General features: G+C 47.4%; 13 protein-coding genes. 8 read left to right on the top strand and 5 right to left on the bottom strand.

Going from position 1 to position 13,602, the window contains the following annotated elements; translation table 11 throughout:
- Nucleotides 1–151 precede the first annotated feature (151 nt).
- From ACQY2W_RS07180 to ACQY2W_RS07155, 6 genes are all read left to right on the top strand, one after another.
- On the top strand, nt 152–412 hold the full coding sequence (locus ACQY2W_RS07180) for a hypothetical protein (RefSeq protein ID WP_428050773.1): 261 nt from the start codon (nt 152–154) through the stop codon (nt 410–412).
- 97 nt (nt 413–509) lie between these two features.
- Nucleotides 510–2,303 carry a sulfatase-like hydrolase/transferase gene (locus tag ACQY2W_RS07175; RefSeq protein WP_428050772.1) on the top strand — a complete coding sequence of 598 codons (1,794 nt, stop codon included), beginning with the start codon at nt 510–512 and terminating at the stop codon, nt 2,301–2,303.
- Nucleotides 2,304–2,331: 28 nt separating this feature from the next.
- On the top strand, nt 2,332–2,667 hold the full coding sequence (locus ACQY2W_RS07170; RefSeq protein ID WP_428050771.1) for a histidine triad nucleotide-binding protein: 336 nt from the start codon (nt 2,332–2,334) through the stop codon (nt 2,665–2,667).
- Between the two features lie 69 nt (nt 2,668–2,736).
- Nucleotides 2,737–2,931 carry a 30S ribosomal protein S21 gene (gene rpsU / locus ACQY2W_RS07165; protein WP_428050770.1) on the top strand — a complete coding sequence of 65 codons (195 nt, stop codon included), beginning with the start codon at nt 2,737–2,739 and terminating at the stop codon, nt 2,929–2,931.
- 99 nt (nt 2,932–3,030) lie between these two features.
- Nucleotides 3,031–4,776: a DNA primase gene (gene dnaG / locus ACQY2W_RS07160; protein ID WP_428050769.1), complete on the top strand. Its 1,746-nt coding sequence runs from the start codon at nt 3,031–3,033 to the stop codon at nt 4,774–4,776.
- Nucleotides 4,777–4,788: 12 nt separating this feature from the next.
- Complete coding sequence (locus ACQY2W_RS07155) at nt 4,789–6,501, top strand: sigma-70 family RNA polymerase sigma factor (protein ID WP_428050768.1); 1,713 nt, start codon at nt 4,789–4,791, stop codon at nt 6,499–6,501.
- A gap of 60 nt (nt 6,502–6,561) precedes the next feature.
- On the opposite strand, the gene ACQY2W_RS07150 is transcribed toward ACQY2W_RS07155, so the two are convergent.
- From ACQY2W_RS07150 to gltX, 5 genes are all read right to left on the bottom strand, one after another.
- Nucleotides 6,562–7,101 (bottom strand): type IV pilin protein, encoded by a 540-nt coding sequence (locus ACQY2W_RS07150; RefSeq protein ID WP_428050767.1) that lies wholly within the window; start codon nt 7,099–7,101, stop codon nt 6,562–6,564.
- Nucleotides 7,102–7,248: 147 nt separating this feature from the next.
- Nucleotides 7,249–7,893, bottom strand: a complete 645-nt coding sequence (locus tag ACQY2W_RS07145) for a type IV pilin protein (RefSeq protein ID WP_428050766.1) — start codon at nt 7,891–7,893, stop codon at nt 7,249–7,251.
- Between the two features lie 223 nt (nt 7,894–8,116).
- Nucleotides 8,117–9,226, bottom strand: coding sequence for a type IV pilus twitching motility protein PilT (locus ACQY2W_RS07140; RefSeq protein ID WP_428050765.1), 1,110 nt, complete (start codon nt 9,224–9,226; stop codon nt 8,117–8,119).
- A gap of 28 nt (nt 9,227–9,254) precedes the next feature.
- Nucleotides 9,255–10,928 carry a hypothetical protein gene (locus ACQY2W_RS07135; protein ID WP_428050764.1) on the bottom strand — a complete coding sequence of 558 codons (1,674 nt, stop codon included), beginning with the start codon at nt 10,926–10,928 and terminating at the stop codon, nt 9,255–9,257.
- A 3-nt stretch (nt 10,929–10,931) separates the two neighbouring features.
- Nucleotides 10,932–12,404, bottom strand: a complete 1,473-nt coding sequence (gene gltX / locus ACQY2W_RS07130; RefSeq protein ID WP_428050763.1) for a glutamate--tRNA ligase — start codon at nt 12,402–12,404, stop codon at nt 10,932–10,934.
- A 285-nt stretch (nt 12,405–12,689) separates the two neighbouring features.
- Between gltX and ACQY2W_RS07125 the strand changes: the two genes are divergently transcribed.
- Together ACQY2W_RS07125 and ACQY2W_RS07120 are read left to right on the top strand one after the other, a co-directional pair.
- Nucleotides 12,690–13,223, top strand: coding sequence for a type IV pilin protein (locus tag ACQY2W_RS07125; RefSeq protein WP_428050762.1), 534 nt, complete (start codon nt 12,690–12,692; stop codon nt 13,221–13,223).
- A gap of 82 nt (nt 13,224–13,305) precedes the next feature.
- Nucleotides 13,306–13,602 (top strand): hypothetical protein (locus ACQY2W_RS07120; RefSeq protein WP_428050761.1); only part of this gene is annotated, 297 nt, incomplete at its 3' end.

Genomic DNA, 13,602 nt, shown 5'->3' with positions numbered 1-13,602 from the left:
AAATGATCGCGGCGGACAAAAAGTTCTTGCCACCCGGCAAGCCGCCTCGGCTTTGTTATACGCTACTAGCGTATAGCGGGGCGGCTTCGTTAGGAAGGTTCGAGCACCTAATGAAAGTCCGCCCTTTTTTTATGGGCGGTAAGGAGAAATTATGCCACGCACCCGCAAAACCAAACAAGCCGCCCTTACCGAAAATCAACAACTATTGTTGTTTTTACTGCAAACGCTTAAAGAACGCGCCCGGCTGATACGTTCGCAAGTCGTACGCGCAAATGAAATTTCCCCCTTGGAAGCAGAAGCATTAGCCACTACGTTTCAGATTTTAGATTCTTACCGAGATTTTTTAACTCATTTGGAAAATTTATTAAAAATTTCCCATAGCAAAATCCCGTCCGACTTTTTCTTACGCTAAAATTATAGTAGGTCAGGCTATGCCTGAGAGTGGCCGCAGACCGAGTGAGGGGTGTGTAGCTCAGGTGTCACCCGACATGATAAGGTATAATATATATATGACCCTGCGACATACCCTCACATTTTGTTTACTGCAAGCATTGCTTTGGTACGTAGCTGCGTTGGGGCTTTTCCTCGTTAATGGTTTTTATACAGACGCATGGGGCCTTTGTTTTACTGTTGTATTTATTGTAGGGCACATCACTTTTTTTGCGCTTATTTTAGGGTTACTGGGCACGCTGGCGGGGCTTATCGGCCCACGCATAAAGCAAATTATTTTGTGGGTGGGCGGCATTATAGGATCGTTTTTTCTGGTGGCCGATTTTGTAGTTTTTTCGCAATATCGTTTCCACATCGGGTTATCGTTACTAAGTATGTTTTTCGGCTCGGCCGGACGGGAAATTTTCGTATTTTCTACCGGCATGTGGCTGATGAGCGGGGCGATCATGTTACTTATCATCTTAGCGCAGACCGCCCTGGTATGGGTGGCTAAACGCTACCCGTTATCCCGGCGCACGGCTACTATTTTTTTGGCAACTTGGCTGATTTGTTTTCTGCTTTATAACGGGCTGTATGCGTGGGGAAAATTTTACATGGTGCCGTCTATCATGGCCCAACAGCAAGTATTACCGCTTGCTTACCCGGTATCCCTCAACCGCCGTCTGACCAAATGGGGCTTTACCCCCCGCCAAGACCCGTATTTTATCCCCAAAACCGGCTCACTTGCGTATCCGCTTGCACCGCTTTCGTGCACGGCAGAAAAACCCGCTAAAAATATCCTCATTATCTTAGTAGATGCGTGGCGCGGCGACATGCTCACCCCGCAAATCATGCCGCAACTATCTGCGTGGAGCCAACAACCCGGCATGCATGTTTTTACCAATCATTTATCAGGCGGCAACTCCACCATGGGCGGTGTATTTTCGTTCTTTTACGGACTGCCGCACTCCTATTGGGACGACATGACTACCCAACATTTGCCGCCGGTGCTGATCAGCCACGCGTTGGAGCAGGGCTATGAACCCGCCATTTTTGCAAGCAGCCAAATTACCAGCCCGGCCTTTCACCGCAATATCTTTTCCACCGTGCCGAACTTGCGTATCGGCTCGGCCGGGAACTCGTCGTGGGAGCGCGACCAAAACGCCGTGCGCGACTTTGAAACATTTTTACAAACCCGCGACACGAAACGGCCTTTCTTCGGATTTATTTTCTTAGATGCTCCGCATGCTTACGACTATCCGCCGCAAGCCAAAAAATTCACCCCGGCCAAAGAAATCAACTATTTACTCTTTACCAATAATACCGACCCGACTCCGTATTTCAACCAATACAAAAATGCGGTCTATTTTACCGACGGTTTAATTGCTGAGTTGTTAAATGATCTGCAACACCGCGGACTTTTGAAAAATACGATTGTTGTTATCAGCGCGGACCACGGGCAAGAACTCAACGATTCGCACCAAAATTACTGGGGTCACAACGGTAATTTTACCGATTACCAAACAAAAGTCCCGCTGATCGTATACGACCCGTCCGTGCCGGGTAAGGCCACGCTGTCGCACCGCACCTCGCACCACGATATTGCGCCAACGTTACTGCAAGCGGTTTTCGGTTGTACAAATCCCGCCGCCGATTACACACTGGGCACCCACTTATTTGATACGTCCGCACGCCCCTTTACCGTATTTGCCGGACATACCGAGCGCGTCGTGCGCGTCGGCGATGCTATTACGTTATTTGATAAATTCGGCGGGCTGAGCAGGTACGATAATACGTTACACCCCTTGGAAACCGCGCCCGACAACGCAACACTTCGCGAAGGGCTCAAATCGTTCCGAAAATTTTACCGGTAACGTCCCCCTCTTTTGCTATAATAACTTTATGAATTGTATATTTTGCGGCATTGCAGACGGCTCCGTAAAAAGCCAACTGATTTATGAAGATGACGACGTGGTGGCGTTTAAAGATTTAAACCCGCAAGCGCCGACGCATCTGTTGATTATCCCGCGCAAACATATTGCGCGCTTGTCGGAAGCGGACGAAAAAGATGCCCTGCTTTTAGGCAAAATCTTGCTCGTGGCCCAAAAATTAGCCAAGCAATTTGACCTCAAAGATTTCCGCTTGGTAACTAATAACGGCAAAGGGGCCGGGCAAAGTGTGGATCATTTGCACTTTCATTTAATGGCGGGGCGGCGGTTTTTGTGGCCGGCCGGCTAAAAATAAGCTATAATATATAGGAACAATTTTATTTTAACCTACTAGCCGTAGAAGGTGGTGAAAAACGTAATGGTTTTCGTAAAAGTCAGAGACGCCGAACACTTGGAAGAAGCGCTCAAACGCTTCAAACGCGAATGTGAAAAAAACGGCATCTTGCGCGAAATTAAAAGACGCGAAACGTATATGCCTCCGAGCGTGAAACGCAAAATCAAATCGCAGGAAGCCCAACGCCGCGCCAGACGTACCAAACGCAGACGTTTTTAAGTTGTACTGCATAGCAGGCAATAGTCCGATTCGGGTCGGGCTATTGCCTTGTTTGCTCTAGTCGGAGCTAAAAACTTGTAGCCAAAACGGACCTTAGCTGTGATAAGTAATAGTGTCATTGAACAAATCAAAGACCGTTTAGACATTGTAGAGTTTATCCGCCAATACGTGCCCAATTTAAAACGCGCGGGGAAAACCTACAAGGCGTGTTGTCCGTTTCATCACGAAAAAACCCCCTCGTTTACGTGCAGTAGCGAGAAAGGGTTGTTTTATTGTTTCGGCTGTCAGGCGGGCGGAGACATCTTTGAATTTTTAATGAAGATGGAAAACCTCTCGTTTAACGAGGCACTTGAAAAACTGGCCGAACGGGCCGGGGTAGAGTATAAACCGCAACGCGCCGAGTTCTCTGCCGAAGAACAACGCCGCTCGTCGGCCCGCAAAGCGTTAGACTTTGCCAGATCGTTCTATCATAAAAATTTACTATCGGCGGAAGGAACTCACGCGCGCGCGTATGTAAAAGAGCGCAATTTAACCAAAGAAACGTGCGTCAAGTTTGAGTTGGGGCTCGCATTTAACGACGCTACCGCCTTAGCGCGCGCGGCCAAAGCAGCCGGATACAGCGAAAACGATTTGAAAGAAGCCGGGCTGTGCCTCCGGACCGACTTTGGTATGCGGGACTATTTCAGAAACCGCCTCATGTTTCCGATCATCAACCAACGCGGCGACACGGTGGGTTTTGGCGGACGCATTTTGGGGCAAGGCGAGCCCAAATATCTAAACTCGCCCGAGACGGTTTTATTTACCAAGTCGCATGTTTTGTATGGGCTGAATTTTGCAGGCCCCGCCATACGTAAAGCGGACCGCGCCGTACTGTTGGAAGGATATATGGACGTAATCGGTTGCCACCAAGCGGGTATTGATTATACCGTAGCTCCGTTGGGAACGAGCTTGACCGAGGAACACGCGCGGCTTTTAAAACGCTATACGGAAAACGTCATTATCCTTTTTGACCCGGACGAAGCGGGTATTAAGGCGGCGTTGCGCGGGTCGTTGGTGCTTATTAGCCATGGGCTATTTGTTAAAATCGCCACGCTGCCGGGCGGCTTAGACCCGGACGAATATGTAGCCAAATACGGCAAAGAATCGTTTGAGCAAATTTTAGATAAAGCCGAAGATTTTATTGCGTTTCATACGCGGTTGCGTTTAAACGGTGTGTCTATGCCGCTCAGCGCGCAAGACAAAACACATATCGTTACCGATTTGGCAGAAGCCATTGCCCAACAGCCGGACGCTATTGTGCGGCGGGAGTGGGCCAAATATGTAGCCGAGCATATCGGCGTAGATGAGCAGTTAGTGCTCGCGCGCATGCGCAAACCGGGTTTACAAAAAATCGGTAAACCCGCCGCCACCTTGCAAGCGGCCACGCAAGCACCCGCCAATGCGGCAGAAGAGGAATTGATCTCGTATTTGCTACGCGAACCGCAACAGGCGACGTTGTGTAGCGAACTGACCCAGACCGATTTTTCATCGGCAGGAGCTTGGCAACTGTTTCAAGCGGTGTGCCAAAGCGCGCAAGAAGGTCTTGCGGGCCAAATGCTCGTAGATAAAGTATCGGCGGCTGTGCCGTCTTTAGCGAGTGAAGTTATTAAACTGGCCTTGACGCAAGCCCCTGTTGATTTTCAGCCGCAACGTGATGTGGCCGCCTGCGCGGCCCGCGTGAAACAAAACGGCGTGCAAAAGCGGCTTAAAGATGTACAACGCCAAATGAAAGCCCTTGGGGCAGGGAATGTACCGCCGGAGCTTTTCAAAGAATATATGTCGTTACAAACGAAATTAAAAAAGTAATTGAGGGAAATTATGGCAACGGGAAATAAATCGTTAAAAAATTTATTACAGGAAGGGAAAGAAAGCGGTTTTGTGGCACTGGAAGATTTAAACCGCTCCATGGCGCAAGCCGATATGAGTGCCGAAGATGTGGACGGCGTAATGGACACCATTGACGACTTGGGCATCCAAGTTGTTGAACAAAAGAAATTTAAACCCACCCCCTCGGAAAAAGAAGCCCTCAGCGAAGATTGGTCCTCTTCGTCCATGCCGGACATTTCCAACTCTATCCGCATGTACTTATCCGAAATGGGCCGCGTACCGCTTTTAACGCGTGACGAAGAAATCACCCTTGCGCGTAACATCCGCGAACGCGAAAAAGAACTGCGCAAACTCGTGTTAGAATCGCCTATTACCATGCGCGAAATTTGCAACTGGGAAGAACTCGTGGACCAAGAAGAGATGACCACCAAAGAGCTCATGCCCCGCGGCAAACGCACCAACCGCGAACTTTCCAACATGCGCCGCAAACTCAAAGACGCGGCGGCTTTTATCGGAAAACGCGAGCAGGAAATTACCAAACTGATGAAGGAAATTCGCGAAGGTAACCTTTCCGAAAAACGCCGCAACAACGCCATTGAAAAAGTGGAAGCCAAACAAAAAGAAGTGGTGGCGTGTATTACCAAACTCAATTTAAACCAAAACAAAATCAAACGCTTGACTAACAAAATCAAAAACTTGGCCGACCGCTTAAACGAAACATCTAACGACATGAAACGCTTTGACGAGTATTTCGGCCCGTATAGCGAGATTAAAAAACTGGTCAACGGTTTTAAGAATAAAAAAATTACGGAAAAAGAATTTAAAAAGAAAACGAAATTTACCTTTGAAGAATTGGACCGCGCACTGACTAACATTGAAGACGTCCGCCGCCGACACAATCAAATGGTAGATATGCTACCGATGAGCGAAAAAGAATTTATTGCGTTTAACGACCGCATTGTTTTCTTTGAAGACATGATTTTACAAGACAAGCTAAAACTCATCAAAGCCAACTTGCGCTTGGTAGTATCTATTGCCAAAAAGCACGTCAATTCCAATTTGGAATTGTCCGACCTCATCCAAGAGGGCGGGCTGGGACTCATGAAAGCGGTAGAAAAATTTGAATATAAACGCGGGTTTAAATTTTCCACGTATGCCACGTGGTGGATCCGCCAAAGCATCAACCGCGCCATTGCCGACCAAGCCAATACCATCCGCATCCCGGTGCACATGAAAGAGTTAGTTTCCAAATTGACCAAAGTAACTAACAAATTCCGCCAAGAACACGGACGCGAGCCCACCTTGGAAGATTACGCAAAGACGTTGCGTTTGTCTATGGAAAAGGTCAAAAGCGTATTGAAAATCATGCAAGACCCGATTTCGCTTTCTACGCCTATCGGCGAAGATGAAGACTCTAACTTAGAGGACTTTATTGAAGATAAGAACGGGCCGGATCCAACAATCGCCGCGGCCGATTTCCTGCGCAAACAGGAAGTAGCCGACGTACTGGCGACCTTGTCGGAACGGGAATCTAAAATTATCAGCTTGCGCTTTGGAATTGATTCGGGCTATCCGCGCACGTTAGAAGAAGTAGGCAAAATGTTTAACGTCACGCGCGAGCGTGTGCGCCAAATTGAAGCCAAGGCCATTCGCAAACTGCGCCACCCGAGCCGTACGAAGATGTTAAAAGATTATAACGAGTAGTTGTTGAAGTTACTGACAAAAACCCCCGCTCTCGCCCGTGCGGCGAGCACCGGGGGTTTTTTACGGAAGCGAATAGTACCGTGTAGTTGCGCTGTAAGTAAGAGTTCCCTTCATGACTTGTTGGCAAAAACTGCCTTCCTCTCCTTGATAAATTATTCCGCTATCAGCACGCTCCACACACGAAATTTCTTGTTTCGGTATATCATTATGCACCAGTACAACCGCAAATCCCGCTCCCGCGTACTTACCGGTCAAGCGGCCCATCATGATGGTAGTACTCGTTTCCGAAGATACTAGCTGACAAGACCATTCTGAATTGGAACGAGTATCAGAAGCCGTTGCCGTACCAGTATACCACTTAGTAGTTCCGGTCCAAGGAATATCTATGGATAATTCATCAAAAGAAGTAGCATACGTTCCGTTGGCTAAATAATACGTTTCTTGCGCCTGAGCCAATGATTTTAAAAAAGTAAGGGCCTGTGTCGCTCGTGATTTTTCTACCGCCCTTTGATATTGCGGCAACGCCACCGCCGCCAATATGCCGATAATTAAAACTACCACTAATAATTCAATTAGCGTAAATGCTTGCTTGTTTTTCATACAACCTCCTTTTTATCACTAAATAAAATGTAGCAAAAAAAAAAACGATGTCAAGGAAAAGTTTTTACTGACAAAAAAGATAAAAAATCCCGCGTTACCGGCGCGGGATTTTTTTCAAACACAATTATTCATTAAAGTGATGAATGTCTAATAGGCCCACCTAACAGCCGGAGTACCGGAACTATCTGTACTTGTAGACGAGGGAGAATTTCGTTGTGTTTCTTGTTGGCATATTTTATTTTGCAACGACCCCTCCTCACTATAAGCCACACAATGGCGGCTACCACTTTCAGTAATATATTCTATGTAACGCATACCAATATCATCATTAGAACAAGCAACAAATCCAGCGGCATATATATTACAGCGTCCCCAATCAAAAATTCGGGTAGAGTTTTGTTCGTTATCACCTCTACGTTCTTCTTTAAATTCCGGTGTATCAATATCCAATTCATCAAAATTATTCGGATATTTCCCATTGGCTAGATAATAGGTCCGCCCGGCGGTAGCAATAGATTTAACTAACGGTTTTAGCGCATTATATTTGGTACGGTATACCGCTTTTTGATATTGCGGGAGCGCGACTGCGGCCAATATGCCGATAATGAGAACAACAACTAATAATTCAATAAGCGTAAACGCGTTATTATAAAAAAAGACGTCATCCTGAACTTGATTCAGGATCTCACCTTGTTGTCGTTTTAGAAAGCGGTGAGATTCCAAATCAAGTTTGGAATGACATTTATTTTTATTTTCTTTTAAATAACCCAACAAACATCGTTCCTTTTCCATACACACTACTCCTTTTGATTTTGATGTGCAGACAAATCGGGAAAATTTATAAACTCGCTTCGCTCAAACATATAAATTTTCTTCTCCGATTTGGCGCTTTTTGTAAACGGTGCTAAAGGGGCGGATTTAAACAACAAACTTTAATGTAGGTCGGATGTAAATCCGACAAAAAAACAAGGGCTCCTTAAAGAGCCCTTGCGGTTTATAGGGTGTATTGTAGCGTTTACTTAAAGTTAGCTGTGCCCAATTTCTGTTGCAAATACGTCTTTAAGCCGGACGTATCGCCCGTGTGGGACAACGCTTCTTGGTAGCTGATTTTCTTTTGGATATACAGATCGCCCAATGCTTGGTTCATGGTGATCATACCCATACCCACGTTAGTTTGCATGGTAGATACAATCTGCTCGGCTTTTCCGTCGCGGATCAAGCTGCGCACGGCCGAGTTGGCCAGTAACACTTCCGCCGCCATGGCGCGGCCGCCGGTAAGCGTAGGAATGAGCTGTTGGGAAATAATCGCCTCCAACACGAACGACAACTGCGTGCGGATCTGCGGCTGTTGGTTGGGCGGGAACACGTCAATAATACGGTTGATAGACTGCACGGCGTCGTTGGTGTGCAAGGTGGCAAACACTAAGTGCCCCGTTTCCGCTAACGTCAAACACGCTTCCATGGTTTCAATGTCGCGGAGCTCCCCCACCAGAATAATATCCGGGTCTTCGCGCAGGAAGTGTTTTAAAGCCGCCGCGAACGATTTGGTATCAGCGCCTACTTCACGCTGATTGACAATACTGCGTTTGTGTTGGTGGACGAACTCAATCGGGTCTTCTACCGTCATGATGTGGTTACTTTCGTTCATGTTGAGGTAGTTAATCATACTGGCCAAAGACGTAGATTTACCGGACCCGGTCGCCCCGGTTACGAGGACAAGCCCTTTGTTGAGTTTCATGATGTTATACACCACGGGCGGCAAATTTAATTCTTCAAACGATTTAAATTCGTTAGGAATGGAACGTAACGCCGCCGCTACGCAACCGCGTTGTTTGTATACGTTTACACGCAGACGCCCTAATGATTTTAACCCGATAGAGCAGTCCAACTCTAACGTATCTTCAAAGGTTTGGCGTTGGTCGTCATTTAAAATAGAATAGACAAGCACCTGTGCGCTTTCTTTAGTAAGCGGCTGGAAAGGGGTTTGATAGAGCCGCCCTTGGATACGCAGTACCGGTGGCACGCCGACGGTAATGTGAATATCGGAAGCATTTTTTGCTTTCATCAGTTTAAACAAGTCATCCATGGTGGCTTGCGGTAATTCTTGCGCTGCTTGTTCTGCCATAACAACCTCACTTTTGAGAGATTAAAAACTAAATTCGTCCTATTAAATCTAAGGCCACATTATTGAGTGCGCCCGTCAATTTTTCACGTGCGCCGTCCGCTTGGAAAACATACACAATCGGCTCCGTACGCGTTTTCGTCAATCTGTATTTTACAATATATATATTTTTATGCAAAGGTTCAACCGACCAGTTAGCGGTATATCCTTGTTGTAAATGCGAAGCATAAATGCGGTCAAAATACGAAGCTACCGTTCCTTTATTGCCGGATAACTGGTAGTTTTGCACGGCAGATAATGCTTTATCTGCCGCGGTAACAGGTTTAGGTGCGGGCTGCAAGGCAGGTTGCGGGGCGGGAGGGGCCGGCTCCTCTACCGGGGGCTGTTCTACCGCCGGGGCAACGGGCTGTTCCACCTCGGGCTGAACTTGCGTATGAGACGCCATAAACGCCCGCAAATACGGCATACCGAAAAACCAACCGGCACTGGCCAGCGCGGCTAACAACAGAAGGCACAAAACGATATGCGCTTTTTTCCGGGTGGGTTTTTCCAAAAATTCCTGTTCCGACATTAAATCTTCCACTTGGTTTTGCGGCACTAATTCCTGTTCCAATTCGTTTACCGTTTCCGTACTGGGACGTTGCGGGGCGGTATAAGTTGCCTCGGGCTCGGGTGTTAACTCCGGCGACGGTTGCGGGGCCGGCTCTATGGCTTGAGCGACAGGGGTATTATCCCCGTCGGGCAGGGCCTCTTTTAACTCAAATTGCGGCTCGGCGGGCAACGGCACGGACGGGAAATTCCCCTCCGGCAATTTGGGCAAATCGCTTTGCGTTAAAATTTCATTGACAATCGGCAACGTACACGTGGAAACAATTTCCGTTTCCGGCTCGGGCAGTTCTTCTGTTTTTGTTTCCGGCTGATTTTCCGGCGGTACCTGGGTAGATTGATTTTCTTGCGGTAACGGCTCTTGCGGTTGTTCTTGTACCGGTTGTTCTTGCGACGTTTGAGGTAAAATTAAATCTACATCTTCCTGTGCAAGTGCCACCGGAGAAGGCGGTGCTTGCAACCGTTTACTGCGCGATAAACGCACAAACGAAAAATCTTCCTTTTTGCGCGGTTTGGGCGCAACGGTTTGCGGGACGTCCGTTTGTACAGCGGGTTGCTTAGCCGGAGTTTTTGCAACGGGTGGTTGTTCCGGTCTGACTTTCGTTCCTTGGGACGGTACAGGTTGCGCGGTTTGTTTGGGTTGTGTTTGGGATACGGTTTTTTTAGCCGGAGGAATTGTCTTTTCCACTTTTTCCGGCGGGACCCAGTTGGTATTAGATTCTGTAATTAAATCAGCCGGCGGCTGTTGTGTAGCGGGTGGTTGGGCAACCGGTTGGACCGCGGGTTGTGGCTCGGGCGTAGCTTGGCGCACTTGCATAGGCGGCAAATCGTCCGCCGATGTTTGCATTTTAGATTCACGCACCGCCGCAGGCATCACCGCTCCGGCTTGTTTTTCCGTCGGGAAAACTCCGTCCACGCGCCCGGTAACGGGGTTAAAACGAAACGCCTCAAAAAACGACGCCATCTGCCATCCGGCGGCATCTTCGCTGGCATCTTCGGCACAAATTAAGCTCGTGGCGGAAAAGTCCGGCCGGGCGGCAATCTCGCCCAGTGTAAAAGGACCGACAACGTCATTTCCGTCAAAAAGCCAATATTTCATAAATTATGCATTTACGGAACAATGCGCCAACGCGGCTCTCAAACGCGCCAGCACTTTTTCTTTTCCCATACACTCCAACATTTTAAACAACGTCGGTCCGTGGGTGCGGCCCGAAACGGCTACGCGCACGGGGTGGAAAATTTGACCCGCTTTCAAGCCGTTGGCTTTAGCGGTGGCGCGGGCGGTTGTTTCCAAATTCGCTTCGGTAAATTCGGTCAGATTGCCATAGGCCTCAATCATCAGTTCCAAGGCCTTTTTGGCTTCCGGCTTACCAAATACATTTTCTAAAGCGTCTTGTTCAAAAACGGGCTCTTCAAAAAAGAAACGTATTAAATCCGGGATTTCCGTTAATAGTTTATATTTTTCTTGCTCCAACGCAACGATGCTTTCCAGTTGCGTGCGGCTCACGCCGGACACGTCAATACCGGCTTTTTCAATAAACGGCATCGCCAAATCGGTAAGGCGCGCAATCGGCGTAGCGCGGATATACTCGCCGTTCATCCAGTTGAGTTTTTCCGGGTCCATTACCGCCGGGCTGGGCTGACAGCCGGAGATATCAAACTTTTCTTCCAACTCGCCGGGTGCGAAAAGCTGTTGCGAGTCGCTGGTCGCCCAACCGAGCAAAGCCAAATAGTTTTTCAAGGCCTCGGGCAAATAACCCATATTACGGAACTCTACAACGTTTGTTGCACCGTGACGTTTGGATAATTTTTTGCCGTCGGGCCCGTGAATCATAGAGAGGTGCGCAAAGATCGGCTCTTTCCACCCCAGCGCGCGGTAAAGTTGAATTTGCGAGGGCGTATTAGAGATATGATCATCCCCGCGGATCACATGCGTCATACGCATTAAGTGATCATCTACCACCACGGCAAAGTTGTAGGTAGGATATCCGCTTGTTTTTTGGATAACCAGATCATACAAATCTTTACTGGCAAATTTAACGTGTCCGCGGATGAGGTCATCCCACTCCACATCACCCTCTTGCGGCATGCGGAAACGGATAACGTATTTGCGGCCTTGGGCTTCCAATTCTTTTTGTTGTTCGGGGGTCAAATGGGCGCATTTACCGTCATATTTCGGCGGGCGGTGTTCGGCTAAACATTTTTGGCGGTTGGCTTCCAATTCTTCTTCCGTACAATAGCATTTGTACGCTTTGCCTTCGGCGAGCAGCTGGTCAATGTATTTTTTGTAAATACCCATATCGGCGCGTTGCGCTTGGTAATAAGGCGCATCGGGGCCTTTAGAAGTGCCGTCTGTCATGGGGCCTTCGTCCCACAATAAATTCATCCATTGCATCCCTTCAAAAATAGCATCGGTGGATGCTTGGGTAGAGCGTTCCTCGTCGGTATCTTCAATACGGAGTAAAAATGTGCCTTTGTTTTTTTTGGCAAATAAATAGTTAAATAATGCGGTGCGCACTCCTCCGATATGTAAAAACCCGGTCGGAGACGGGGCAAAACGAACACGAACTGTCATACTGATTTTTTCCTCTCTTTTTAATTAAAAACAATGTGAGTATATTATACCTTTTTTACACGCATATTTCCCCCTTTCTCCTTTGTACACTCCTCCCCTTTGCCCGTCCGGCGAGGACGTCTTGCAAGGGGTGTGTCAGAATAACACGAAGCCCCCCTTGCAAAAGATAACATCAAAAGCACACAGCGGTTTGAGGCCGCGTGCCTGCCCCCGGCAAGGGGGTTGACAAATCAAAAAAAAAAACGATAATAAAGGGACGCAAAAAACAACCAATGGAGAAACAGCATGAACAATAAAAAAGCATTTACGTTAATAGAACTGTTAGTAGTTGTACTTATCATCGGCATTTTGGCGGCGGTGGCATTGCCGCAATATCAAAAAGCGGTGGAAAAATCGCGCGCCACGCAAGCATTAACTTTGCTCAAATCACTGGCCCAAGCCCAAGAAGCATATCACATGGCAAATGGCGAATATGCCTTGACATTTGAAGAACTGGATATAGATTTACCTTCGGGTTGGACCAGCGGCGGGACTATATTATTTTCTGATGCCAGAGACACACATACTAACCAAGAATGGACAATTTATTTAGCCGATGTGATTAATAACAAGGGAAGTATTACCATGTTTAGAGAAACAGGCCCCTATCAAATGGCAGGATTTCTGTATCGCCCTACTATGGGAACAGAACAAAAAGGAAAGATTGCATGTTGGGAGCATGTAACAGATTTTCAAAAAGAGCCGGGTGATTTTTGCCAGAAATTATTTAAGGGCAGTTTATACGGTACTACTGGCATACGTAAATATACATTACCCTAATTAGACATAGCAAATGTATAAAGGGTTACATTTCCCTTTTCCCCTTAAATTTCTTACAATAGAAATTTAAGGGAGATTTTTTATGACCGCTTTTTACGTACTATCTACTATCGTTATTTGGAGTATGTTCGCCACTACGGGTTTGTGGTTACTGACCTTTTTCCTCGCACTCGGCAAATTTAGCCCCGCCGGCCTACTGCCTGTTTTATGCACCGCGTTTGTATTAGCCGGTCTCATGTTCACGCGCGGACATTATAATACGTTTACGAGCGCATTATATTACGCGTCTTATATTTTATTTGGGCTGGCATTTATTGCGTTTTGTGTAAGCGCGGCCGGGGCCGTATTATTTATCTTGTTAAAAATACTAGGCATTCCC

The organism is Candidatus Avelusimicrobium caledoniensis, from assembly GCF_902756455.1.
Classification (GTDB): domain Bacteria; phylum Elusimicrobiota; class Elusimicrobia; order Elusimicrobiales; family Elusimicrobiaceae; genus Avelusimicrobium; species Avelusimicrobium caledoniense.
Note: the sequence above shows the minus strand (reverse complement) of the source record. Positions and strands in the feature narration are given on the sequence as shown.